The 24,978-nt window shown below is 46.2% G+C and carries 20 protein-coding genes and 1 riboswitch; of the genes, 12 read left to right on the plus strand and 8 right to left on the minus strand.

All coding sequences use genetic code 11. The annotated features are described in order from the left end of the window. The 4 genes from moeB to VNN20_00020 form a co-directional block, all read right to left on the minus strand. On the minus strand, positions 1 to 1,127 hold a 1,127-nt coding region (gene moeB / locus VNN20_00005), incomplete at its 3' end, for a molybdopterin-synthase adenylyltransferase MoeB (protein HWP90570.1). A gap of 358 nt (positions 1,128 to 1,485) precedes the next feature. Continuing rightward, complete coding sequence (locus tag VNN20_00010; protein HWP90571.1) at positions 1,486 to 2,121, minus strand: hypothetical protein; 636 nt, start codon at positions 2,119 to 2,121, stop codon at positions 1,486 to 1,488. Between the two features lie 89 nt (positions 2,122 to 2,210). Beyond that, positions 2,211 to 2,319: riboswitch (cyclic di-GMP riboswitch) on the minus strand. A gap of 200 nt (positions 2,320 to 2,519) precedes the next feature. Beyond that, positions 2,520 to 3,281 (minus strand): DUF4159 domain-containing protein, encoded by a 762-nt coding sequence (locus tag VNN20_00015; GenBank protein HWP90572.1) that lies wholly within the window; start codon positions 3,279 to 3,281, stop codon positions 2,520 to 2,522. Positions 3,282 to 3,451: 170 nt separating this feature from the next. Then, entirely contained in the window at positions 3,452 to 3,676 is a 225-nt protein-coding gene (locus tag VNN20_00020) for a cold-shock protein (GenBank protein HWP90573.1), read from the minus strand. Between the two features lie 514 nt (positions 3,677 to 4,190). On the opposite strand from VNN20_00020, the gene VNN20_00025 reads away from it, so the two are divergent. Beyond that, entirely contained in the window at positions 4,191 to 5,294 is a 1,104-nt protein-coding gene (locus VNN20_00025) for an aminotransferase class V-fold PLP-dependent enzyme (GenBank protein ID HWP90574.1), read from the plus strand. Between the two features lie 84 nt (positions 5,295 to 5,378). Here the strand turns inward: VNN20_00025 and VNN20_00030 are convergent, their stop codons facing one another. Then, positions 5,379 to 5,954 carry a hypothetical protein gene (locus tag VNN20_00030; protein HWP90575.1) on the minus strand — a complete coding sequence of 192 codons (576 nt, stop codon included), beginning with the start codon at positions 5,952 to 5,954 and terminating at the stop codon, positions 5,379 to 5,381. A gap of 185 nt (positions 5,955 to 6,139) precedes the next feature. Here VNN20_00030 and VNN20_00035 point away from each other — a divergent pair, with 185 nt between their 5' ends. From VNN20_00035 to VNN20_00045, 3 genes are all read left to right on the plus strand, one after another. Beyond that, positions 6,140 to 6,730: a hypothetical protein gene (locus tag VNN20_00035; GenBank protein HWP90576.1), complete on the plus strand. Its 591-nt coding sequence runs from the start codon at positions 6,140 to 6,142 to the stop codon at positions 6,728 to 6,730. A 95-nt stretch (positions 6,731 to 6,825) separates the two neighbouring features. Beyond that, positions 6,826 to 7,389, plus strand: a complete 564-nt coding sequence (locus tag VNN20_00040; GenBank protein HWP90577.1) for an OmpA family protein — start codon at positions 6,826 to 6,828, stop codon at positions 7,387 to 7,389. Between the two features lie 33 nt (positions 7,390 to 7,422). Then, complete coding sequence (locus VNN20_00045) at positions 7,423 to 8,004, plus strand: hypothetical protein (protein HWP90578.1); 582 nt, start codon at positions 7,423 to 7,425, stop codon at positions 8,002 to 8,004. Between the two features lie 134 nt (positions 8,005 to 8,138). Here the strand turns inward: VNN20_00045 and VNN20_00050 are convergent, their stop codons facing one another. The 3 genes from VNN20_00050 to VNN20_00060 all read right to left on the minus strand — a co-directional run bounded on the left by VNN20_00050 (position 8,139) and on the right by VNN20_00060 (position 11,890). Further along, positions 8,139 to 9,170: a mechanosensitive ion channel family protein gene (locus VNN20_00050; GenBank protein ID HWP90579.1), complete on the minus strand. Its 1,032-nt coding sequence runs from the start codon at positions 9,168 to 9,170 to the stop codon at positions 8,139 to 8,141. A 129-nt stretch (positions 9,171 to 9,299) separates the two neighbouring features. Beyond that, positions 9,300 to 10,610, minus strand: a complete 1,311-nt coding sequence (gene mgtE, locus VNN20_00055; GenBank protein ID HWP90580.1) for a magnesium transporter — start codon at positions 10,608 to 10,610, stop codon at positions 9,300 to 9,302. 32 nt (positions 10,611 to 10,642) lie between these two features. Continuing rightward, positions 10,643 to 11,890, minus strand: a complete 1,248-nt coding sequence (locus tag VNN20_00060) for a diadenylate cyclase (GenBank protein ID HWP90581.1) — start codon at positions 11,888 to 11,890, stop codon at positions 10,643 to 10,645. Positions 11,891 to 12,698: 808 nt separating this feature from the next. Here VNN20_00060 and VNN20_00065 point away from each other — a divergent pair. The 8 genes from VNN20_00065 to VNN20_00100 all read left to right on the plus strand — a co-directional run bounded on the left by VNN20_00065 (position 12,699) and on the right by VNN20_00100 (position 24,924). Next, positions 12,699 to 13,013 carry a hypothetical protein gene (locus VNN20_00065; GenBank protein HWP90582.1) on the plus strand — a complete coding sequence of 105 codons (315 nt, stop codon included), beginning with the start codon at positions 12,699 to 12,701 and terminating at the stop codon, positions 13,011 to 13,013. Positions 13,014 to 13,173: 160 nt separating this feature from the next. After that, a complete protein-coding gene (locus tag VNN20_00070; GenBank protein HWP90583.1) occupies positions 13,174 to 15,147 on the plus strand; it encodes a methyltransferase domain-containing protein in 1,974 nt (657 codons plus the stop codon). 341 nt (positions 15,148 to 15,488) lie between these two features. Further along, entirely contained in the window at positions 15,489 to 15,659 is a 171-nt protein-coding gene (locus VNN20_00075; protein ID HWP90584.1) for a hypothetical protein, read from the plus strand. A 9-nt stretch (positions 15,660 to 15,668) separates the two neighbouring features. Continuing rightward, on the plus strand, positions 15,669 to 17,651 hold the full coding sequence (locus VNN20_00080) for an alpha-1,4-glucan--maltose-1-phosphate maltosyltransferase (GenBank protein HWP90585.1): 1,983 nt from the start codon (positions 15,669 to 15,671) through the stop codon (positions 17,649 to 17,651). Positions 17,652 to 17,794: 143 nt separating this feature from the next. Then, a complete protein-coding gene (treS, locus tag VNN20_00085; GenBank protein HWP90586.1) occupies positions 17,795 to 21,175 on the plus strand; it encodes a maltose alpha-D-glucosyltransferase in 3,381 nt (1,126 codons plus the stop codon). A gap of 95 nt (positions 21,176 to 21,270) precedes the next feature. Beyond that, complete coding sequence (gene glgB / locus VNN20_00090; GenBank protein HWP90587.1) at positions 21,271 to 23,172, plus strand: 1,4-alpha-glucan branching protein GlgB; 1,902 nt, start codon at positions 21,271 to 21,273, stop codon at positions 23,170 to 23,172. A 282-nt stretch (positions 23,173 to 23,454) separates the two neighbouring features. Next, positions 23,455 to 24,171: a ribonuclease PH gene (gene rph, locus VNN20_00095; protein ID HWP90588.1), complete on the plus strand. Its 717-nt coding sequence runs from the start codon at positions 23,455 to 23,457 to the stop codon at positions 24,169 to 24,171. A gap of 159 nt (positions 24,172 to 24,330) precedes the next feature. After that, the gene (locus VNN20_00100; GenBank protein ID HWP90589.1) at positions 24,331 to 24,924 is read left to right on the plus strand and encodes an XTP/dITP diphosphatase; all 594 of its coding nucleotides are present in this window, start codon (positions 24,331 to 24,333) and stop codon (positions 24,922 to 24,924) included. Positions 24,925 to 24,978: the final 54 nt, after the last annotated feature.

Below are 24,978 nucleotides of genomic sequence, written 5' to 3' on the forward strand. Positions count from 1 at the left end.
AGCGGGTCGTAGTTGATGGCCCACTCGTCTATTCCGCCTTTAAGGCTTTTCACCTTTTTGAATCCAAGGTTTCTTAAGAATGTGGTTGCTCTCAGGCTTCTTACGCCGTGATGGCAGTGTACGACTATCTCATCCGCCGTGTCCAGTTCGTTTACCCTGGAGTGAAGCTCGTTAAGGGGGATCAGTTTAGAGCCTTCCAGGCGGCAGATTTCGTACTCGCCCGGTTCTCTGACGTCAAGAATAACTATGTCTTTTCCATTCTCTAGAAGTTCGTGAAATTCGTCTACCGTTATTTCCAGGTCCTCTCCGGTGATACCCTCTTCGCCGCGGCCAAGCCCGCAGAATTCCTCATAGTCTATAAGTCCTTTGATCGTAGCATTTTCTCCGCAGATGGGGCAATTGGGGTCTTTTCGGAGTTTCAATTCCCTTATCTTCATCTCCATCACGTCGAGGAATAGCAGTTTTCCAATGAGCGGGTTGCCCGTTCCCAGGATCAGCTTTATCGCTTCTGCGGCCTGCATGGTGCCGATTATTCCCGGAAGTATTCCCAAAACCCCTCCTTCGGCACAGCTCGGGACCATTCCCGGAGGTGGGGGTTCCGGATAGAGGCAGCGATAGCACGGTCCTCTCATGGCGTCGAACACGCTTACCTGCCCCTCGAATCGGAAAATACTTCCGTACACGTTGGGTTTTCCGAGGAGCACGCAGGAGTCATTAACTAAATAGCGTGTGGCAAAATTATCGGTGCCATCCACCACAATATCGTATTTTTTAATTATGTCGAGGGCGTTTTCCGATGTCAGCCTGGTATTGTAGGTATCAATTTGTATTTCCGAGTTGATTTCATGAACCCGTTCCTTTGCCGATTCTACTTTGAGCTTTCCAACCTTGGCCTCGCTGTGAAGTATCTGTCTCTGGAGGTTACTGAAATCGACTACGTCAAAATCCACTATGCCCAGGCGTCCTACGCCCGCCGCCGCCAGGTAGAGCGCTAGAGGGGACCCGAGCCCCCCTGCGCCTATACAGAGCACGCTGGAAGAGGCAAGCTTTTCCTGTCCTTTAACCCCGACCTCGGGCATTATCAGATGTCTGCTATAGCGACTGATTTGCTGGTTTGTAAGAGCCATTACCGGTTACCTTCCTTTAACTTGAGAATTCCCTGTGGCTTGCCACAGGGTTACCTTATCTATCCTCCCCCTTGATGGTGTAGGATCAAGGTGGGGGGTGATTCACCCTCGCCTTCATCCCCTCCCATCAAGGGAGGGGAAATTTTTGGATACCCTGCAGTTTGCAGGGTGGTTCATTTCTAAATATTGAAGATAAAAAGGTTAATATAAAATTCTCTTGTTTTCAAATGGGTTGCCTTATCCCACCGTGGACTGGGTAAGTTCAGGCAGATTTATATATTAAGATGGTGAAATCAGGCAAAAGAGGCAGCTTTTTAGGCTGCCTCTCAATTTTTCTGGTAGGTGAGCGCGGTCTATCTTAATCCCTAACTATGAAACCGGTGATGAACTGTCGGGGAACATCCCCAATCTCTTCCATATCTTCGTCCTGGTCGGTTATCAAGACGTGAACCGAATCGCTTGGGCCAAATTCCGACAGGTCAGCGTAAAATCTCCCTCTTCCTTTACTGTCGGTCGTAAATGACCCGAGATAAACCAAGTAAGGGAGTCCCTCAGAACTGTTACTAACTACAATTGAGGGCGGCATTGGCGGTTCTTCATCATCCGGGAGACACTCTTCCTCTACACACTCGTCAGGCTCTGGCGTGGGCTCGGGCTCCGGTTCGGGTTCGGAGCAAACATTGTTCATGCCCGGTGTATAAACAAAGAGCACATCATAGGTTTTATTAGGCACTGTACCCCTCACTCTCAGTTCGAGTTTTCCATGATGAGCGATTCTAACCCTGCTTTGCTGGGACATTTCTAGGGGGTCGGCGCCTAGAAGTTCACTTTCTGCTTCGAGTCCGCAGAGCATTGTAGTCTCGCTGCATTTGACAAGAGGGGCCTTGAATTCTTGAAAATTTGAATCCCTTGGTCCAGCCTTGGCGATAAAGCTAATTCCAAAAGCAAAAAATACTACCAGAAAAGGCATCATTCTTTTTGCTTGCTCTAGCATGACTTTCCTCCTTTTGTCCTAACTTTGGGATGGAGGCTAGCCTTGCGGGTTTTGTGAATTAAGGGTGGATATATATAAGTCAACCCTAATTCGGCAACCCAGCCGCCTTGTCCCGTGAGATAGTACTAACTGCGTCTCATGGGATTTAGGCCTGCGGCTTTGCGTCCCATCCTTTCGAATGGTTTGCCCTTTCGTCAGGACTTTGATTTTTATTGAGGTCCATTAACGCAATGTCTATACCAATTGGACAAGGAAGAGGTTTAATACAATTTATCGTAATAATTAATGAATTTTCTTTCTTCGAAATCTGGCGAACGTGTTGATGAGAAGAAAAATGCACAGATAGTTACAAACGTTGCACAGTTGACAATTAATGTAAGTATCTTGTCTTACGTTAATCAGAGGCTCATTTCTCTTCGTTTTATGAAGGGAGTGTGTATCTGGTCCTTTTTATAATTCCCGGTCAGGGCATAAATTATGACGTTTATTCCCAGTCTGAAAGCCAATTCCCGTTGAGGCTCTCCGCCGGGGATACATTCATACATCCATTTACCGAATTCGTCTTCAGACCATGCACCGCCCAAGTCGTTTCTTGAATAAATTACCGAGGTCCTTTCCTCATCGCTAAAGGTGATTCCCTCGATATAAGGCTTGACTATTTTTCTGCCGCTCGGGGAATTAAGGAGATAAAATGACTTAAAAATTACGTGCTCGGATGGAATCCTGCCGAGAGGGAATTCAGGAAGGATGTTCTTGAATTCATCACGTATCTGGGAGTCGAAGGGGGAATACTCTTCTCCGGAAACGTCGTCTATAAGGAGTGTCCCTCCTAGCTTGAGGAATTTTCTCAGTCTTTTGATTTCCGGTTCGGTAAAGGGTTCAAAACTATTGCTTCCAGCGATGTAAATGAACGGGTAAAGGAAAAGGTCCTTATCCATGATTTCTATCGTCTTTCGCACGAAAGAGGTTTTTACACTGGTTCTTAAATCAAGCCAGGTCATCAACCGGTTAAAAGCCCTCGGTCTAGGGTCCCAATCGCCCCGATAAATAAGCTGGCAAAAGTAAAATTTGGAGGACTGGTAAGAGCCTAGGAGGGGAAGGGAGAAGACCCCAATCCCCCCAGCAGTAGTGATTCTGATAAAATCTCTTCTAGTTATCACCTTATGTTAATATTGTGCGTTAAGAATCATGGTGTCAAGGTATTTACGGTAGATAGAGGCGGGATATCTCCCTAGGTTTTCTATCTACTGACAAAACCCTAATTAACCAGAAATAACACCAAGAACTGGGAAGGCTTACAGTAATAGCCCAGTCTTCTTAATAAGTTTTGTTAAGAAGCTTTATTCTGCTGTATTTTAAAGACCTTTGATGCCTGCGGTCCGTTTGGTCCTTCTGTTATCTCGTACTCGACTATCTCGCCCTGGGTCAGGCTCTTATATCCTTTTCCCTGGATCGCGCTATAGTGGACAAATATATCCTTTGTCGTTCCCTCCTCTGCTTCGATAAAACCGTAGCCTTTGGAGCTGTTAAACCATTTAACCTTTCCTCGTTTCAAAGCGAAAGCCTCCTTAAACATTACTAATTAAGGGCTTTACTATTGCACGTTTTTAAAATTTTGTCAACAGGGACGTACTTCTATCCACAGGGATTATATTCTGGGACATATTTTATTCTCTATTTGCCAAATATAAGCCTGAATAGGGTTTTATTTAAGATTAGAAAGTCATAGTTTTGAAAGGAATAAAGAAGGTTAATACATTCTCTAATGTTTAGAGTCTATGCTGAACTTTTGTTAATTTAGAAATTCAGTCAAATAGGTTTTTAGTCAAGGGTGGGCATTGCTAATACCGTATGAATGAAATGGAAGGAACGCTTACCTGCACTGAGCTTAGTCGAAGTATATGCGTTCACTACGAAATTTGGTGATAATTACCCGTTTAGCACAAGATGAAATTCTTAAAATGTAATCTTCATTTGATTCCTATAATGGATTAGGTTAGCTTTCTTTTCAAATGAACGAACGGTATTTGACGGAAGAATCGATAGAGTACTACAGGAAAGAGTTTCCCGTGACCAAAAATTACATTTATCTCGACCATGCCGGGGTAGCTCCGATATCCTTGAGGGTAAAAAGTGCGGTAGAGGGGTTTTTGAAGGAGGCTTCCGAGGCCGGTATTTTCAAGTATCAGGATTGGATGGATAGACTTAGTGTCGTCAGGACGAATTGTGCGAAACTAGTCGGTGGTGAGGCGGAGGAGGTAGCCTTCGTAAAAAATACTTCGCATGGACTTTCAATCATCGCCGAGGGGCTGGACTGGAAGGAAGGAGATAATGTGATCTTCTTTGAGAGGGAATTTCCGTCGAATGTCTATCCCTGGCTCAATTTAAGAAGAAAGGGAGTAGAGATTAGAGAGATTCCATCTCGTGGCGACAGTATTCTGGTCGAAGATATAGAAAGGCTTATGGATTTGAGGACAAGGCTCCTAACCATGAGCTCCGTGCAGTTTTCCAACGGATTTAGAATTGATTTAAAGAGTGTGGGAGAGCTATGTGCCGATAAGAATGTTTTATTCTGTGTTGACGCTATTCAAAGCCTCGGAGTAGTACCAATGGATGTCAGGGATTTCAAAGTCGATTTCCTTTCAGCGGACGGGCATAAGTGGTTATTGGCTCCTGAGGGAACTGGTATATTCTACTGCCGGAAAGAGCTTGCCGAAAAAATCAACCCTCCGCTTGTCGGTTGGAAGAGCATAGTGAACGAGTCTGATTATGACAGAATCGATTTCCGTCTTAAAGAAAACACGCTCAGGTTTGAGGAAGGGTCCCTCAACGTCATGGGAATTTTAGCCCTTGGCGCTTCGATTGAACTCCTTATGGAGGTTGGCATTGAAAGAATTGAGGGCAGAGTGCTGGAGCTTGGCGACATTATCATAAGAGAAGCGGAGAAAAGGGATTTTGTGGTCAGGACCCCAAGAAGCAGAAAGGGGAGGGCGGGTATCGTTTCCTTTTCCGGAAATTTCGACCCACTTACTCTCAAAGATAAATTAAAATCCCTTGATGTCGTGGTTAATGTGAGAGGGGGAGCGCTTCGGGTGTCTCCACATTTCTACAATACTGAAGAAGAGATATCGAGGCTTTTTGACTCTATAGATAAGGTTTTGCAATCTAGGTAATTGAGGTGTAGGGGCACGCTGCAGCGTGCCCATTTGCAATAGAAATAATTGAACCGCTTCAGAAGGGTCCAACATGTTGAACCCCTACTGAATAATAATCTCTTTTTCGACTGAGGCCGATTTGTCTGAGTTTTGGTCTCTTACGGTAAACACTGCTTTATATGTTCCTGGAGGAACACCCGTCAGATTAAGAGTTATATTGGTATAAAGGTCGTGAACCGGATTTCTGGAGTCAAATTCGGCATCGAGGAATTTCTTCTGTTCGAGAAGCGCTTCACCCTTATCATCTTTAAAACTCAGATCCGGGAAAAATCCACCGGTGTATGTTTCTCCTTTCTTCACAAAAACGATATTTTTCGGTTCTAAGTAAAAATAAAGGACTTCGTTGCTTTCATAAATGTTGTTTGCCCTTGGCTCGAATGCACTGAAATAGGGAGCCTCTCTTCTTACCGGGTAGAAGTTTTCTATAACCATTGGCGCTTTTAATCTTACTTCTTCAAGTGCTTCCTCTATGAATTTTACCGATTCGGCATATTTGCCGGATGAATAAGCTGTTGAAGCCTCTTGAAGTTTTACTTCTACAGAGGACTCGGACATTGACTCAGAGTTCATGCTGAAAAATAAAATTGCCAATACAGATAAGAATTTTATGTGATTCATATGAGCTACCCCCTGGAATAATGAAATCTTCGTACAAATTATTATTGTAGCTAGCCGATAATACCAGGTAAGGCGAATAAATGGAAATGGGTTTTAGCATGGCAGAATACGCCCTGACTCGATTGACAATACAAACTCATTTTTGCTATGATATGGAAAAATCTTAATGTAGTAGGAGGATTAGCATGCGATTAAAAATCAATTTGAGACGGATGAGGGCCTTCTTTCAAATTTTTTTTATTTCTTTAGCGATTTCACTCTATGCTTCTGGCTTTCCTAAAGCTCAAGAAGAGGAGGGAATTATAGAGGTGGAAGAGGTTGAGGAGGTTACTCCGCCTGCCCCTGCTTCCACGCCTGCTGCAAAAACTCCTTCAGTTATAGCTACGACGGACGGTGAATATCCGGACATAAGGGTGGAAGTCACAGAGCTCAAGCGCACAAGCGGCAATACGGTTACATTAAAGTTTACGATAATTAATGATTCGTCCGAGGATATGAATTTCAGCTACGACTTTGGTGAGGCAGGGCAGTACGAAACGGGTGATTTTAACAGCATAGGTGGGGTCAATCTTGTCGATGCGGCTGGCAAGAAGAAATACCTTGTGCTGCGGGATTCGAACGGCAAATGTGTATGCAGCCGCGATTTAAAAAGTATCAAACCCGGGGCGCGCGCCAAACTTTATGCCAAGTTCCCGGCCCCTCCTGAGGAGGTAGAAAAGATAACCATAGAAATACCCCACTTTATCCCGATGGATGATGTTCCTATAAGCAAATAGGGAGTGATTGATTTCGGGGGTTATGATCAGGTCTTCGTTTGGTCTCGCTCTGTAAGGGACCGGTTTGAATTGGGCATCAGCAGAGGGAGGTTATCATGCCAAATTTGATTTGCTTACTAAAAAGAGGAGGGAGCCTCTTCTTGATCGTTAGTATGTTTATTTGTGTTGATATTTTCCCGGATGTAGCAGAAGCGCAAGTAAGTCTGGAAACGCGAGTTGTGGATCTCATTTTTAGAGTGGAGAATCTAAAAGGAGCTACACAAGACATCGAAGTAAAGGAAACCGAGACCGAGATAAGAATTGAATTGTCCGGGGATATCTTGTTTGATTTTGATAAGTGGAATATACGCCCGGCGGCAGAGCCTGTTCTTACCCAGGTTGCGGAGGTTATAAATCAGTATCCCGATGCCGCCGTTTTGATAGAGGGATATACAGACTCAAAAGGCTCGGATTCCTATAATCTCCGGCTTTCAGACAAGCGCGCTGCTTCAGTGAAAGATTGGCTGGTGAGAAAGGGTAGAGTTGGCAATAAAAAGATGACCACAAAAGGCTGGGGGGAAGCTAATCCCGTAGCTCCAAACGAGAATGCGGATGGAAGCGATAACCCAGAGGGCAGGCAGAAAAACCGAAGAGTGGAGATAACGGTGAAGAAGGGGTAGAAAGATTTTTGTCTTTTATTGGTAGTAGGTCCAATGTCGGATGACCGGTTCTCACATTCAACTTACCTGGTTCGCAAAAAACTCTTTTCGCTTTTTGGCAGCAAGTTTCATATCTATGGTCCTGATGGAGAGGTTGTTTTGTATTCAAGGATGAAGCCATTTAAGCTGTGGGAAGATATAAGTCTTTATACCGGTGAGGATATGCAAACCGAGGTTTTGTCTATTAAAGCCAGGAACATAATTGACTTCGCTGCCGCTTACGACGTAATGGATGTTATAAGCAAAGAAAGGATAGGTGCTTTAAAGAGAAAGGGTTTTAAATCCATTCTGAAAGACGAGTGGATTTTCCTGGACAACGAGGGTCGGGAGATTGGCTTTATAAAGGAGGATAGCAGGCTACTTGCCTTTCTAAGGCGTTTTATTACTAATATAATTCCACAAGAATTTCATGGCTACATTAAGGGAACACCGGTTTGCACATTCAAGCAGCTCTTTAATCCTTTCGTTTTGAAAATCAGAGCCGATTTTTCCGGGGACGTTAATGGTCTACTGGATAAAAGACTGGGAATAGCAGCGGCTGTACTTTTATGCGGGATTGAGGGAAGACAAAGATAATCCATGAGATTTGCTTGGCTAATTGTACATTTTCGACTCACTCTCTCTATAAATACCGCTCCTGATATTGTAGGGGCGAATCTTGTACTCGCCCAGGATGCTTATGAAATGGCAACAGAAAGGGCTTCTGCACACTAATTACTCTTTTCGCCTATCTTCTCTACGACTTCATTCAAAAATCCCTCGACGGACATGCCCTTCTTTGCGGCTATTTTTTTTATAAGCTCGTATCCCTCCTCACCGGACAGGGATTTACTGTTCCCCTTTTCATTTATGTTCAGTTCAAAGGGCTTGCTGGCCTCGCCAAAATAGACGCTTAGGTGAGGGAATGGAATTTCAATTCCCTTCTGGTCGAATGTATTCTTGATTCTCCGCCTGAGCTCCCGCCCTACTTCCCACTGCTTGAGCGGCAGGGTGGTAATAATGCATTTTATGGTTACCTCTGAGCTTCCGAAGTTGTCCACCCCGAGAATATTCAGCGGTTCGAGTATTAACGGGCCGAAGGTCTCGTCTTTTGACATCTCCTCTCCGATCTCTTTGAGCACCTTTATTACATGATCGACGTTCTCTTTGTAGGCGACTCCCACATCTATCACATACCGGGAAAATCCCATGCTCCTGTTAGATAGTGTGTTTATGGTCCCATTCGGGAATATGTGGACGGTTCCCTCAAGGTCTCTCAACACGATGGTCCTAAGATTAATCTGTTCGACCAGCCCTCCCGTCCCATTTATCTCGGCAACATCTCCCACCCGAACCTGGTTTTCCATGATTATGAATAGGCCGCTGATTATATCCCTCACCAGGTTCTGAGCGCCGAATCCGACGGCTAAGCCGACGATGCCAGCGCCAGCTATGATTGGAGCGATGTCCATGCCCAACTCTCTCAGTATCATCATGATGGCTATAAGGGTAAGTGCTATGGATGTTGCCTTTCTCAATAGGTTGCCTATGGTCTTAACCCTTTTCTCCGTCTCTACGGCGGATACGAATTCCCCTTCTTTTAATACGATGTTTTCTAACCTTCCGATAAGAACGTAAATCAGCTTCACAAGAACGTATGCCCCGATAGCTATCACCACAATACGAATTCCAGAGGTTAGAAGCCAATTAACGAGGTTTTCTAAAAAAGCTTCATTAAATATCGAAGAAAAGATACTAGGCATTTGCTTTTCCCTCCTTTGCTGAAGTTAATGAAGAACCACCCCAAGCCTCGATGGGTTCGATTCGGTTGTTATCAGGAATTGTTACGAAAGTATAACCGAGTACCCCTTTTTATTCCAAGATTAACCCCTTCAGACCAGGAAGTTCTGGAACAATACGGCAAATCCCAAGAAGGCGAAAAACCCCAGCACATCGGTGACCGTAGTCAGTATAATGCTCGATGATTGAGCCGGGTCCAGGCCCATAGCCTTCATGGTGGTGGGAATCAACGCCCCGGCCAAACCGGCCGCGACCAGGTTCACGACCATGGCTAATCCGATCACCAGTCCTAAAAAGGGGTTTCCCTTCCACACCCAAGATATGGCAGCGGTTACCAATCCTATAATCAGCCCATTCAGAAAACCGATCTTTGCTTCCTTAAGTACCAAGCTTCTTACTCCATTGGGCGAAATCTCCCGCATTACCAGTCCCCGCATCACAACGGCAAGGGATTGAGAACCGGCATTGCCGCCCTGCCCGGCAACAATGGGCAGAAAAACGGCCAGTACGGTTATTTTTGCGATTGTATCCTCGAATAGGTTTACCACCGAGGCGGCGAGGAAAGCTGTGGCCAAATTAATATGAAGCCATGGCAGTCGTTTCTTCAACGAAAACCAGATTGGGGAGAAGGCGCGTTCATCCCCGCCCGCTCCAAACATCTTCTGTATGTCTTCGGTTGCCTCCGCTTGAGCCTGGCTAATTAGTTGGTCTGCCTTTACGATGCCGAGCAGGCGTTTTTCGTTATCCACCACCGGGGCCGCAAAGAATTTCCGCTTGGAGATTTCGTTTGCCACCTCTTCCCGGTCTGTAAAGGCGTTTACGGAAAATACCTCCTTTCTCATCACCGATTCGAGGGTTTCCTGCCCTTGGGCAAGGAGAAGGTCCCGCATGTTCAGCACGCCGACCAGATGGTTTTCCGAGTCTATGACATATACATAGGATGCCGGAGATTGCCTGTGAGCCACCGAGCGTATTTTTTGGATGGCATCTTCGACACGCACGTCGGAATGAAAGGCCAGGAATTCCGTGGTCATGATGCTTCCGGCGCTGTCTTTGGGATAGGTCAAGAGTTCTTGAATTCGCCTTTTTGTTTTCTCGGAAAGATGGCCAAGCAATTTTTTTCTAGTTTCATCGGGGATTTTTACTAGCATCGCCGCCCCTTGCTGGGGCTCCAGGTTCTCGACTATCTGCTTGAATGTATCGGAGGGGACCTCTTGCAGAAGGGCCGCTGCCTGCCTGACCTGTAAGTGGGGAAATATCCTTGCAGAGAGGGATGGAGGTAGGGCCTTTAATATTTCAACCGCTTTTTCTTCGTCCATTGTCTCGAGGGTATGGGTTGCGGTGAGGGGATCATACTCGAAGAATTTGGTGACAAAAGGCAGTAATGGCGAATTGGCTTCCATCGGGATGCACCCCCTTAGAAAAGTTAATTGGGTTATCGTGCCTGGTTTTTTGACTCAAGGCGTACTTCAATTCTATGGGGTTCTATAGACTCTAATTTGATATCCTTCGGATAAGATAGATTAGATTCGGAGATATTAATCGTTTTTATACCGTCTTCGACAGAATTAGGTATCTTCAGGGATAATTTGATTTCATTCTCGTTCAGGAGATAGAAAGCTCTGTGCTCTCCGGAAAAGGTCACCTTTAATTCCTTTGGCTCTATGTCGGTTACTTCGTGTTGTGATAGTATGGCGGAACTCTCTATGGGGATGATAAAACTTCTATATACCGGCCTGGAGCCGTAAACGAAGATAAACCAAAGAGAAATGGTTATGAGAAGTGCTAGGGCTTTTTCTCTGTAATTCTTCGTGAATATTGAATACCATGGTTTTTCCAGGCTATAAGGACTCATTTCTTCATAGAAGTTTTCCAGGAGCAAGATCAACTGTTCTGGCCCGACCTGGCGGATATCACCGTTCCTGGCTGCCGCAATCGTTCCCCGTTCTTCCGAAACTACAAGACACAGGGCATCGGTAAGCTCGGATAGTCCTAGGGCTGCGGCATGGCGCGTTCCAAGATTTCCTAGCTTAGCAAAATTCTTCGAAAGCGGCAGATGGCATGAGAACTTGGAGATGCGGCCTTTTTCTATTATGACGGCGCCATCATGGCCGATGGAATGTTTATCGAAGAGGCTCTTGAGAAGGGGCTCGCTTATTTCCCCGTTCAGGTCAACTCCGCCATCAAGGTATCTAATGATAATATCCTTCCCGGGTATAACAACTAAAGCTCCAGTACTTTCCCTGGCTAAATCAATCAGGGTTCTCGCCAGTATCTCAATTTCTCGGTGAATTGAACTGGTTGATCTTTGGTTTTCTAAATCGTTGTTTATTCCCCAAATAGGTAAACGCTCAAAGAAACTTCTAATCTTATGCGGTATATCCTCGAAGAGCTGCCTAAGCTTTTCTGGCACTTTTCCGAATAGCTGTCTTAGCTCTTCTTGGAAGATAACGATTATGGCAACCAGTATCACCGCAAAAAAAGCCTGGAGCACAAATGTGGTGAGGACTAGATTAAACATTCGGGCGAACAGGTAAACCAGGCCGATTATTATAATGCCGGTCAAGACGAATGTAGCCTTTGTCCTCTTGAACCAGACCAGGACCGTGTAAATCAAGACTGACATGAAAAGTATGTCCAGGAATTCTGAAATTCCGATTTCCTTGAGGAATCCTAAGCTCACCGGGTTTTATTTCCTCAAATTTTTAAGATGCTAAAAATAGAAATATGATATTGCGCCTTTCTGCTTAATCTTCAACAACTAGCCCATGGGTTATGCTTTGGTATGGACCAATCATAACTACAATACAATTTATACTAAAAACATAGACAAGGCTAAAATTATTTTAGCCTTGGTTAAGGCTTGATTAAATACCGCAATAAACCACAAGGCTTAAAGAATGATTCTGGTCACTGCTGTCCAAATCATATAAGTTCAAACGGCATATTAGATATTTTGTAATATAAGTTTCTAGAAATGGGATTGCTTCGGTCGTGGAATTTATCCCTGCGGCTAGACTGCCCTGAGGAAATCGAAGGATTCATGGCAGGCCCTGAGCACTTCCACTTGCTGTATAGGGTTTGAAATAAGTACATCGGCATCCTTCGACGATGCTCAGAGCCTGTCCTAAGTATAACGAAGGAATGAGCGGATGCATGCATCCGCTGGTAATGAGGAATAAAAAAATCCGTTCGTCCTGAGCCTGCCCTGAGCTTGACGAAGGGCAGAGTCGAAGGGCGAACACCTCAAGAAAATCCATCCTTCGACCGTGCACAGAGTTTGTAGTTCCCGGAATTCCCTCCTTCTTCTCCCCGTGAGATAGTAAAACTTATCTCATGGGGTGAATCACTAACCCAGATCCCCGCCAAGCAATCTCTGTATTTTGGACAAGCTTGGATTTTTGTATATTTTTACCCGCTTTTGATTACTCGTTGACAGAAAGCGGGGAAGATGTAAAATCCAACACTATCTATAATAATGAGGTGAAAAGATGAACATCATCATAAGTCTAGTTATCTCTGTTATGTTAGCTATTGCATTATTCAACTTTACTACGGTCAACGCCGATGAAGGGGTGAAAGACTCGCTTTCTGGTGGAATAACCCTGGCCCAGGAGGGTGAGGGCGAGTATTTCGAGGACCCAGAACAGTATGAGGAGCCGGATGATCGGGTGTATGAGGATGAAGAAAACTATGAAGATTACGATGATTATGGAGATGAGGGTGCCGGTGAGGAAATTGAGGAACCTTACTATCCGGAAGAACCAGACGTAGAAGAGGAGCATGAAGAGCCGAGTGACATCTAAAATCATCGTCGCTGGCTGTAGAGATGCCGCATCTTATCCCCGGTTACTCGGTAAAAGTTTTCCCGGAGTATAATATCTTATATGGTAATCCATCCTTTTCTGATAATATAGTTATCAATTCAGCATAGTTAGAGTCTTTTTAGGAGGGGAAGGTAAATAAATGGAGGAAGTCAGGTCTCATAAAAAGAGAAAAAATCACCTGGGAGAGACAAGGTCTCTTGGCCCGGTCCCTAATCTTGAGGAGCATGTAAGGCCTGATTGGTGGAGGCTCATTTTCAATGCTACCTACTTAAAAACTGATGCCGATGTCGTCGATGACCATCGTATCACCAAGAGGGAAGTTGACCTATTCTCTGAGATATTAGGCTTATCGCAGAAGGACCGGGTTTTAGACCTTTGCTGTGGCCAGGGGCGTCATCTTATCGAGCTAGCAAAGCGCGGATTCCAGGATATCGAGGGCCTGGACCGCTCTCATTACTTGATACAAAAGGCGAAAACACAGGCCAAGAAAGAAGGGCTCAATATCAAGTTCCGGGAAGGTGATGCCAGAAAGTTACCCTACCTTTCTGACACTATGGACGTGGTCATGATACTGGCTAATAGCTTCGGCTATTTTGAGACTTTGCAGGACGATTTGAGGGTGTTGAGGGAGGTATTCAGGGTTCTCAAGCCGTGGGGGAGGCTGCTCATAGATGTCACCGACGGCGAATACCTGAAAGAGCATTTCCAGCCCCGGTCCTGGGAGTGGATCGACAAAAAACATTTTGTGTGCCGGGAGCGTTCTCTCTCCGTAGATGGCCAGCGGCTAATTTCGCGCGAGGTGGTTACCCATGTGGAAAAGGGCGTGATAGCCGACCAGTTCTATGCGGAGAGGCTATACACCCGCGACAACCTGAGAGACCTTCTCAAGACCGCAGGCTTTAGCGATATAACCTTTCACGGTGAGCTCTCTCCCGACTCCCAGCGGAAGCAGGACTTGGGGATGATGGAGAAACGAATAATTGTTACTGCGGCGGTGAGAAAGGAGTGGACTTCTATAAAGAAGAAAAAGGAGACCGTGAAAAATATCGTGGTGACCCTGGGTGACCCGTCAAAGCCGGACCCGTTAAAGCCGCTAGGTATCTTTGACGACGACGACTTTTACACTATCGACCAACTCAAAAGCGCATTGAGAGAGTTGGAACGAAAAAGCAATTACCATTTCAGCTACATTACCAACCACGACACGTTCATTCAGGATTTATTAACGCTAAAGGAGAGAGGAAAGGTTGACCTCGTGTTTAATCTCTGCGATGAGGGTTATTACAACGAAGCCCGGAAAGAGCTGCATATTCCCGCACTGCTAGACATACTGAAGATTCCGTACACCGGAGCAGGCCCACAGTGCCTGGCATTCTGCTATGATAAATCACTGGTACGCGGTATCGCCAAGGAGATGGGAATACCGGTGCCCGATGCCTTTTTCATCAAACCTGAGGATACGGTCTTCGAGCTTCCCTTTAGCTTTCCGGTCATCGTAAAACCCAACTTCGGGGATTCCAGTTTCGGCATAACGGTTAGAAGCGTATCCCATAGCGTGGAGCAGCTCACCAGCGCTATTTCCGAGATCAGGGAAAAGTTCGGCTACGATAAACCGCTACTGGTCGAGGAATTTCTCACCGGAAACGACCTCAGCGTGGGAATTATCGGAAACACCCTCGAATCTTATACTGTGCTTCCGATTACCGAAGAGGACTACTCCATACTCCCCCCCGAAATGCCCAGAATATGCGGATACGAGGCAAAGTGGCTGCCTGATTCTCCTTACTGGAACATTAAATCCGTTCCGGCGAGGCTTAAGGATGACACGGAGAAATTCATAATCGAATGCTGTTTAAAGCTGTATGAGAGGCTAGAATGTCGCGATTACTGCCGGTTCGATTGGAGATTAAACTCAGAGGGCAAACCAAAACTGCTTGAGGTTAATCCTAACCCCGGATGGGTCTGGGATGGGCATCTGGCCAAGATGGCCGCCCATATGGGAATTACCTATCCCCAGATGCTCAAGATGATTCTCCAGGCAGCCGAAAGAAGGCTAAAGCTACTCGAAGAAACCGAACCTGATAAGGACCATGTAGGCGCGGCGAAGATGTAAGAGTCTGAACTAAGTGGTCAGTTTTCTCTTAGTGTCAGTCCGTTCGTTATAACTTACGAATTCAACTCTCCAGTTCAATTAGTAAAGGAGCATGAGTTTAATTATCTCTCGATATTTGATATCATTTTATAAAAAAACTTCTTAAATAACTGGTAGTGCCGTTTAACTACCGTCAAGGATTTGAAATAACTAGATAAAATTTGTTATCATGGATTTCAGGACGGTCAGTCTTTGAGATTTATTTTTCTTCGGGTTTTAACCTTGTGATTTCCGATGCAAGTTATAGGTTATGTATTAACAAACTTGCCCAAAATAAGAGATTGATTTTTGGAGTTGGCCTGATGAAGCAAAGGACTTCAATAAAGGGTAAAGAAGAAGCACCCTCCTTCTTTTTCCTCCACCCTTGCGGGGGAGGATTAAGGTGTGGGGAGCTTATTTTCATTCACCCCCATCCCTTCGGCTTCGCTCAGGACAGTGTCCATCCCAGCCTTCCCACTCAGGTAGGGAAGTAGAGAGTCGGTATGATTGAAGGAAGAAAAAGGGTGATAATAGAAAATGTAAAACCGGAGGTTGATTGCGGCCGTTTTCCTATAAAAAGGGTCGTAGGGGAGAAGGTTGCCGTCGAAGCGGATATCTTTGCCGATGGCCACGACTCTGTCTCGGCCTTGCTTCTATATAAAAGAGGAAAGGATAAAGAATGGATAGAAGTTCCTATGAAGTTAATCCAGAATGACCGATGGAATGCGGAGTTTACCGTCGAGGAAGTCGGGGTTTACTCATATACACTGGCAGCTTGGGTTGACCATTTCAAAAGCTGGCGGAAGGCTCTCCAAAAGAAATACGATGCCGGTCAGGACATTGGAGTTGACCTTCTAATCGGGGCTGAATATGTTGAGCAGGCGTCGAAGCGGGCTTCGAGGGAGGATAAAAAGAAACTCTTGGCTTTTGCCGACGTCCTAAAAAATAATAAAGCCGGAGACGAGTCCGAAACAGCCGCTTTTAGCGAAGAGCTTGCCGAGTTAATGGAGAGATATCCAAATAAAGACACTGCCACCAAATACGAAAAAGAACTAAGGGTTGTCGCAGATAGGGAAAAATCGCTCTTCAGCGCCTGGTATGAGCGGTTTCCACGGTCTTGCTCATCGGAGCCGGGCAAGCACGGGACATTTGAAGACCTGGAAAAAATTCTTCCGGAGATAGCGCGTATGGGCTTCGATGTTATATATCTTCCGCCGATACACCCGATCGGAAAAACCAATCGCAAGGGCAAGAACAATTCACCCATTTCCAAGCCGGACGACGTGGGCAGCCCCTGGGCAATCGGAGGAGAGGAAGGCGGGCATAAGTCCATTCATCCGGAGCTTGGAACATTCGAAGATTTCGAGAGATTGTTGGATAAAGCCAAGGCTTATGGAATAGAGGTAGCATTAGACCTGGCGTTTCAGTGCTCTCCAGACCATCCCTACGTCAAGGAACACCCCGAGTGGTTTAGATGGCGGCCGGATGGGACGGTCCAGTATGCAGAGAACCCTCCCAAAAAATACGAAGACGTGCTTCCCATAAACTTCGAGACGGAAAACTGGGAAGAGCTCTGGGAAGAATTAAAGAGCGTCGTTCTATTCTGGATTGAGAAAGGCGTTCACATATTCAGGGTGGATAATCCCCATACCAAACCTTTTCATTTCTGGGAATGGCTCATCAAGGAAGTGAAGAGGGATTATCCCGAGGTTATCTTTCTATCGGAGGCCTTTACCCGGCCGAAGGTCATGTACTATCTGGCTAAAGTTGGATTTACCCAATCCTATACCTACTTCACCTGGAGAAATACGAAGAGCGAGTTTATAGATTATCTCACCGAGCTTACTGATACCGATGTTGCAGAGTATTTTAGGCCAAATTTCTGGCCAAACACCCCGGATATACTGCCGGAACATCTCCAGTTTGGGGGAAGGCCGGCTTTTATCATGCGCCTGGTGCTTGCGGCAACCCTCTCATCCAACTACGGAATCTACGGGCCGGCGTTTGAGCTCTCTGTGAGCGAGGCTCTACCAGGGCGGGAAGAATACTTCAACTCGGAAAAGTACGAAATAAAGCGGTGGGATTGGGACCAGCCGGGGAACCTTAAGGATATAATAGCCAGGGTCAACAAAATCAGGAGAGAAAATCCCGCCCTTCAATCCACACGGAACCTGAAATTCTACGAAGTGGATAATGACTATATCTTATTCTACGGTAAGGCAGCGGAAGAGTCATCGAACGTCATACTGGCCGTGGTCAACCTGGACCCATATCACACCCAATCGGGTTGGGTAAAGGTTCCCATTTCGGAGCTCGGGATTGATCCCGGCCAACCCTATCTTGTGCACGACCTTTTGAGCGAGGATAAATTCATCTGGCAGGGAGAGAGAAATTATGTGGAGCTTAATCCACATATTCTTCCCGCCCGCATCTTCCGGGTCAGGAAAAAATTGAAGAGGGAAACGGACTTTGATTACTTTATGTAGAAAAGGTAGCCACGGATGAACACGAATTTACTCGAATGACAAAATCGAAAGGGTAAGTTTGAAGCACGGTATTACTATAATGATTCTGTTTTAATTCGTATTTATTTGTGTGGATTCGTGGCAAATAGTCTTAGGAGTTTTTAATGTCTCAGAACGGAACCTATCTTGAAGACAATCCTATATGGTATAAGGACGCCATAATTTACGAACTTCATGTGAAAGCGTTCTACGACAGCAACGGCGACGGAATAGGGGATTTCAAAGGACTAACCGAAAAGCTCGATTACCTGGAGGACCTGGGTATCACCGCTCTATGGCTTTTACCTTTTTATCCTTCGCCGCTAAGGGATGATGGCTACGATATAGCGGATTACATGAACGTTCATTCTAACTATGGGACGCTCAGAGATTTTAAGGAATTTCTGAGAGAGGCCCATAGAAGGGGAATCCGGGTTATTACCGAACTCGTCGTGAACCACACCTCGGACCAGCATATCTGGTTTCAGAGGTCGAGGAGGGCAAGGCCTGGTTCCTCCTGGAGAAATTTTTATGTCTGGAGTGATACGCCCGAAAAATATAAAGATGCTAGGATAATATTCAAGGATTTTGAGACATCAAACTGGGCCTGGGACCCGGTGGCCAAAGCCTACTTCTGGCACCGCTTTTACTCCCACCAGCCGGACCTTAACTACGATAACCCTCAGGTTCAGAGGGCCGTCTTCCGGGCTATGGACCATTGGCTGGACATGGGGGTAGACGGACTACGCCTGGATGCGGTTCCCTATCTATTCGAGAGGGAAGGGACGAATTGCGAGAACCTGCCTGAAACCTACGAGTTTTTGAAGAAGCTGAGGTCATACGTTGACAGCAAATTCAAGAATAGAATGCTGCTTGCCGAGGCCAACCAGTGGCCGGAGGACGCTGTGGCCTATTTCGGAGGAGGGGATTTATGCCACATGGCTTTTCATTTTCCCTTGATGCCTCGGATGTTCATGGCATCTTGGATGGAAGATAGATTCCCCATAATCGACATCCTGGACCAGACCCCTTCTATTCCGGAGAGCTGTCAATGGGCACTTTTTTTGCGTAACCACGATGAACTAACCCTGGAGATGGTGACCGACGAAGAGAGAGACTATATGTATAGAGTCTACGCCAAGGACCCGAGCGCCAGGATAAATCTGGGCATCCGCAGGCGCCTGGCTCCACTATTGGGAAACCACCGGAGAAAGACGGAGTTGATGAATATTCTCCTTTTTTCCATGCCCGGAACGCCGGTCATTTACTACGGAGACGAAATCGGAATGGGGGATAATTATTACCTTGGCGACAGAAACGGCGTTAGGACGCCGATGCAGTGGAGTGCAGACAGAAACGCCGGGTTCTCCCGGGCCAACCCCCAGAAGCTTTATCTTCCCATAATCATAGATCCGGAGTACCACTACGAGGCTGTTAACGTGGAGAACCAGCAGAGAAATTTCTCATCCCTTCTCTGGTGGATGAAGCGGGTTATAGGCATGAGGAAAAGATTCAAGGCCTTTGGCCGAGGCAGTATTGAGTTTCTAAATCCGAGCAATCCGAAGGTTCTCGCCTTTATACGCGGTTATGAAGAGGAGAACATACTGGTGGTGGTAAACCTCTCCCGCTTTTCTCAGGTAGTGGAACTCGACCTCGCCAAGTTTTCGGGATATATACCGGAGGAGGTCTTCAGCGGAAATAGATTTCCGCCGATAAAGAAGGATTATCCTTATGTCCTAACCCTGGGCTTTCATGATTATTTCTGGTTCCTGCTACGTAAGGAGCAGGAAGTAACTAAAATCAGGAAGAGGGAGGTTATACCCGAGGTGAGTATAAGCGGCTCTACGGCTTTAGTTCACAGCTCCAGACCCGGTAGAAATTGGGATTGGGTGCTCCAGGGAAAGGCCAAGGAGCAATTAGAGAAAGATATACTGCCTTTATACATACAGGAGCGCAGGTGGTTTGGCGGAAAGGCCCGGGGTATTCAGGGGGTTAAAGTAATCGAAAACATCGCTGTTGAGAAGGATTCCTCTGGCTCCCGCCTTCTTTTCCTCGAAGTCAGGTATACCGAGGGGACACCGGATACTTATCTTCTTCCACTCTCCTTTGCATCTGGAGACGAGGCAGAGAAGCTCATAAAGGAAAATTCTCAAGGGGTCATTACTCGAATAAAATGGGATAAGGCAGAGGGAATAATCTACGATAGTGTGTACGACGAGGAGTTTCGTATGACTCTCCTTTCGATGATAGCCAAGAGACATACGGCCAAGGCAAGCATGGGACAATTAGTTGCATATACCGGGAAGTTGTTCAAGAACTTGGACGATGAAAAAGGGTCAATCTCAAAAAAATCTCAGGTCTTCAAGGCGGAGCAAAGTAATACCTCAATCCTTTACGGAAACGAGCTTTTTTTCAAACTCTACCGACGACTGGATGAGGGAGTAAATCCGGATTTAGAAATTGAGAGATTTCTGACCGAGCGGGTGTCCTTTCCCAAGGTTCCGCCCTTTGCCGGCACTATAGAGTATAGAAAGCCGGGGTCGGAGCCAATAATCCTGGGCATCTTACAGGGCTTTGTCCCCAACCAGGGAGATGCCTGGAGATACAGCCTCGATTCTCTGAGAGGTTATTTCGAGAGATTGCTTTCCAGAGAAAAAGAGATCGGAGAGCTGCCTAAGGCCCCGGCCACTCTTTTGGATTCAACTCAACAGGATGTCCCCGTACTCGTTCATGAGCTAATAGGAGGAGTCTATCTGGAAATGGTCAGGCTCCTGGGGAAAAGGACTGCTGAGCTTCATCTGGCGCTTTCTTCCGATGACACAGACCCAAATTTTGCTCCGGAGCCTTTCTCAGTTTTATATCAGAGGTCGCTTTATCAGTCCATGCAGAGTCTTACCAAGAGGGTTTTTGGACTCCTCAGGAAAAATTTAAAGAACCTACCCGAGAGCCTGAGAGAAAATGCCGACTTTATATTAGGTTCGGAAAGGCAGATAATGGACTGCTTTAGGTCGCTTTTCAAGAAAAAGATATCGGCAGTAAAGATAAGAATCCATGGGGATTATCATCTGGGCCAGGTTCTCTTTACCGGAAACGATTTCGTAATAATCGATTTCGAGGGCGAGCCGGCAAGGCCGTTGACCGAGAGGAGACTGAAGAGGTCTCCGTTAAGAGATGTGGCCGGAATGATAAGGTCATTTCACTATGCGGCTTATAACTCTCTTCTAAAGCCGGCAGTGGCTATTAAATACGAAGATGTGCAAAAGTTAGAGCCCTGGGCCCTTATCTGGTATAAATACATAGCGGGGGTCTTTTTACACTCTTATCTAGAAACGGCTAAAGAGGCTCCCTTCATTCCCAAGGATAGAGAGGAGCTGGATGTGATGCTCCGGGCTTACCTTATGGAGAAGGCCATATACGAGCTTGGTTATGAGTTAAACAATCGCCCCGACTGGGCTGTGATTTCGATGAAAGGGATAAGGGAGTTGCTAAATACCGTTGAGAGTTAAGAGTTGCGAGTTTCGAGTTAAAATCTTTTCCTCTAAACCCAAGACTCGAAACGCGAAACTCAAAACCCGTAACTCGGAACCGAAAGTGAGGTGTCATGAGTAATACAAGTTTTTTTACCGAGCATGATATATATCTCTTCAAGGAGGGTAGCCATTTTAGGCTTTACGATAAACTAGGCTCCCATCCGACCGTAGTGGATGATAGGCAAGGCACATACTTTGCTGTATGGGCTCCTAATGCGGAAAGGGTTTCCGTTATCGGAGAATTTAACGGCTGGAACCAGGACTCAAACCTTTTAGATGGGAGATGGGACGGCTCGGGTATTTGGGAGGGATTTATTCCAGGGATTGAAAAGGGCACGGTTTATAAATACCATGTGGCCTCTAAGTACAATCGGTACAGCGTGGATAAAGCCGACCCCTTTGCTTTCTACTCTGAGACCCCGCCCAAGACTGCATCCCGGGTATGGGAAATGAATTATGAATGGAATGACCATGATTGGATGAAGAATAGAGGTAAGCATAATGCGCTCAACGCCCCTTTCTCCATATACGAGGTTCATCTCGGCTCCTGGAGACGAATTCCCGAGGATGGAAACAGATATCTCAATTACAGAGAGATGGCGCATTATCTGGCTGACTATGTAAAGGATATGGGTTTCACCCATGTGGAATTTTTGCCGGTAATGGAGCATCCGTTTTACGGCTCCTGGGGATACGAGACCCTCGGTTACTTTTCTCCAACGAGCAGATACGGAACCCCGGAGGATTTTATGTACCTGGTCGATTATCTTCACCAAAATGGGATCGGTGTGATCCTGGATTGGGTTCCTTCTCATTTCCCGGGCGACGAGCATGGATTAGTCTATTTTGACGGCACGCATCTATACGAGCACGCCGACCCGAAGAAGGGATTTCACCCCGAGTGGAACAGTTATATATTCAACCACGGTAGAAATGAGGTACGCGCTTTTTTAATAAGCAGCGCTCTCTTTTGGCTAGATAAATATCACGTAGACGGTCTCCGGGTGGATGCGGTGGCCTCTATGCTTTATCTCGACTACGGAAGAAACGAGGGCGAATGGATACCCAACCAGTACGGCGGCAGGGAGAGTATAGAGGCAATTAGCTTCATAAAGAGGTTTAATGAGGCGGTTTATGGAGAGCATCCCGGCGTGCAGACTATAGCCGAGGAGTCAACTGCATGGCCGATGGTCTCAAGACCGGTTTATGTAGGTGGTCTCGGCTTCGGCATGAAGTGGAACATGGGATGGATGCACGACACCTTGGATTATTTCTCTATGGATTCCATCTACCGGAAATATCACCAAAACCAGCTCACCTTTAGTATATGGTATGCATTCTACGAAAATTTCGTCCTTCCACTCTCGCATGATGAAGTGGTGTATGGGAAAGGATCGCTCGTCGGAAAGATGCCCGGGGACGATTGGCAGAAGATGGCGAACCTGAGGGCTCTCTATGGTTATATGTATGGACATCCGGGGAAGAAGCTTCTCTTCATGGGAGGAGAATTTGGGCAGTGGAACGAGTGGTATCACGAAACCAGTTTAGACTGGCATCTTCTTGAATATCCTCCTCATCAAGGGATACAAAATTGGGTTAGAGACCTGAATCATTTTTACAAAACAGAACCGGCTTTATATGAGCTGGATTTTTCGATTGACGGTTTTCAATGGATCGATTTTCGAGATTCGGAGCAGAGCATAATAAGCTTTATCCGGAAGGCCAGGAACAATGATGATGTAATACTGGTTGTCTGTAACTTCACCCCTGTCCCCAGGTATAACTACCGGGTGGGTGTACCGCGAGGCGGATTTTGGAGGGAGGCTTTGAACAGCGATTCCCGGATATACGGTGGAAGCGGCCATGGAAATTTAGGGGGTGTCGAGGCAACGCCTGTACCGAGCCACCAAAGATACTACTCCATTTCCCTGACTCTGCCCCCGCTGGGAGTTCTTTTTTTCAAGAGCGGGTGAAATAACATTGACGTCGATTTCGTGATCCTTACCGTTTGCTTAGGATTTAGATTTTTTTGAATGCTGCTTAATTTGAGAATTCAACGGGGCTTACCCGAAGTTAACCTTTTCCTCCCCCTTGATGGGGGAGGATTAAGCTGTCCTGAGCGAAGTCGAAGGAGTGGGGGGTGTTTCACCCTCGAAATTTTCGGATATTCCGTGGCTTGCCACTGGTAGCTTCATCAGGATAAAATCTTGCTTGAAATGCAACTCAAGAATATTTACTAAAGGAGTTCCCCAAATATGCGCTCGGATGGAAGGCAATCGGATGAGATAAGGCCGGTAAAAATAACCCGCGGGGTTATGAAATATGCCGAGGGGTCGGCATTGATTGAGATGGGAGAGACTAAGGTAATATGCGCGGCTACGATCGAGGAAACTGTTCCGCCTTTTCTTAAGGAAACGGGTAAAGGGTGGATTACGACGGAATACTCTATGCTCCCCCGGTCTACAAAAACGAGAAACGTTCGTGATGCGGTCAGAGGAAGGGTCAGCGGAAGGTCGCAGGAGATACAGAGAATCGTTGGGCGCGCTCTGAGAGCGGTGATAAATCTGGAGAAACTTGGGGAAAGAACCATTATAATCGATTGCGATGTGCTCCAGGCAGACGGCGGCACGCGCACTGCTTCTATCACCGGAGCTTTTGTTGCCCTAAGCGACGCAGTTCAGCATCTTTTTAGAGAAGGGATATTCCAGGAAAACCCAATCAGCGATTACGTAGCCGCTGTTAGCGTAGGAATCGTGGACGGAGAGATGATCCTGGATTTGAGTTATGAGGAGGATTCAAAGGCCGAAGTGGATATGAATGTGGCCATGACCGGGTCGGGTCTCTTGGTCGAGGTTCAGGGAACGGCGGAGTCAAAACCGTTTGGAAGGGAGGAGCTAAACCTGATGATTAACCTTGCCCAAGAAGGGATTTTAAGACTCATAGCCAAGCAGAAGGAGATCTTGGCGGAGTAAGTTTAATGATTTTCAGTCATGAATATACACGAATGGACACGAATGAAGGATTTGAAAATCCAGATGAAGGCTGGTTTCAAGATTTCCCTTACTTTTTAATTTATCCGAGCTAATTCGTGCTAATCTGTGGCTAAATATTTTTTTTCACATAATGAGCTGATGATAAAAGAAATTGTTCTTGCCACCAAAAATCGGGGAAAGATAAAAGAATTCAGCGACTTGTTAAGTCCGGTATTTGGCCGGATTATATCTCTCCGAGAATTCAATAACATTCCGGAAATAGTGGAGGACGGAGAAACATTCAGCGAGAATGCTCTCAAAAAAGCACGGGTCATTTCTAAACTAACCCAAAAAATAACCCTTGCCGACGATTCCGGATTAGAAGTAGATGCCCTCGGAGGCCGTCCCGGCGTTTTTTCCTCGCGGTATGCCGGAGAGAATGCCGGTGATGAGGAAAACATCAATAAGCTATTACGAGAACTCAAAGGAGAAGCCAACAGAAATGCCCGGTTCGTATGTTGCCTCGCCCTGGTATTTCCTGATGGAAGAGAAATTACAGTGGAGGGCAGGTGCGAAGGGGTGATTGTGGAGGATCCGAGAGGTGAGGGCGGCTTCGGTTACGACCCGGTCTTCTACCTACCGGAGTTGAACAAAACCATGGCTGAGCTCACCCTAGAGGAGAAGAACCTAGTAAGCCACCGGAGCCGCGCCGTGAATGCTCTTATAATGTATCTCAACGGGCAGAAGGATTGAGAAAGATAGTGGTGTATACTTGTCCAAAATAAGAGATTGCCTCGTGGAGGTCTG

It is taken from the genome of Thermodesulfobacteriota bacterium, assembly GCA_035559815.1.
Classification (GTDB): Bacteria; Desulfobacterota_D; UBA1144; order Nemesobacterales; family CSP1-2; genus DATMAT01.

Excerpts from the sequence above, each read along its gene's own strand:
- VNN20_00010 (HWP90571.1), bottom strand. The coding sequence starts at position 2,121 with ATGCTAGAGCAAGCAAAAAGAATGATGCCTTTTCTGGTAGTATTTTTT.
- VNN20_00030 (HWP90575.1), bottom strand. The coding sequence starts at position 5,954 with ATGAATCACATAAAATTCTTATCTGTATTGGCAATTTTATTTTTCAGC.
- VNN20_00035 (HWP90576.1), top strand. The coding sequence starts at position 6,140 with ATGCGATTAAAAATCAATTTGAGACGGATGAGGGCCTTCTTTCAAATT.
- VNN20_00040 (HWP90577.1), top strand. The coding sequence starts at position 6,826 with ATGCCAAATTTGATTTGCTTACTAAAAAGAGGAGGGAGCCTCTTCTTG.
- VNN20_00045 (HWP90578.1), top strand. The coding sequence starts at position 7,423 with ATGTCGGATGACCGGTTCTCACATTCAACTTACCTGGTTCGCAAAAAA.
- VNN20_00050 (HWP90579.1), bottom strand. The coding sequence starts at position 9,170 with ATGCCTAGTATCTTTTCTTCGATATTTAATGAAGCTTTTTTAGAAAAC.
- mgtE (HWP90580.1), bottom strand. The coding sequence starts at position 10,610 with ATGGAAGCCAATTCGCCATTACTGCCTTTTGTCACCAAATTCTTCGAG.
- VNN20_00065 (HWP90582.1), top strand. The coding sequence starts at position 12,699 with ATGAACATCATCATAAGTCTAGTTATCTCTGTTATGTTAGCTATTGCA.
- VNN20_00070 (HWP90583.1), top strand. The coding sequence starts at position 13,174 with ATGGAGGAAGTCAGGTCTCATAAAAAGAGAAAAAATCACCTGGGAGAG.
- VNN20_00075 (HWP90584.1), top strand. The coding sequence starts at position 15,489 with ATGAAGCAAAGGACTTCAATAAAGGGTAAAGAAGAAGCACCCTCCTTC.
- VNN20_00080 (HWP90585.1), top strand. The coding sequence starts at position 15,669 with ATGATTGAAGGAAGAAAAAGGGTGATAATAGAAAATGTAAAACCGGAG.
- treS (HWP90586.1), top strand. The coding sequence starts at position 17,795 with ATGTCTCAGAACGGAACCTATCTTGAAGACAATCCTATATGGTATAAG.
- glgB (HWP90587.1), top strand. The coding sequence starts at position 21,271 with ATGAGTAATACAAGTTTTTTTACCGAGCATGATATATATCTCTTCAAG.
- rph (HWP90588.1), top strand. The coding sequence starts at position 23,455 with ATGCGCTCGGATGGAAGGCAATCGGATGAGATAAGGCCGGTAAAAATA.
- VNN20_00100 (HWP90589.1), top strand. The coding sequence starts at position 24,331 with ATGATAAAAGAAATTGTTCTTGCCACCAAAAATCGGGGAAAGATAAAA.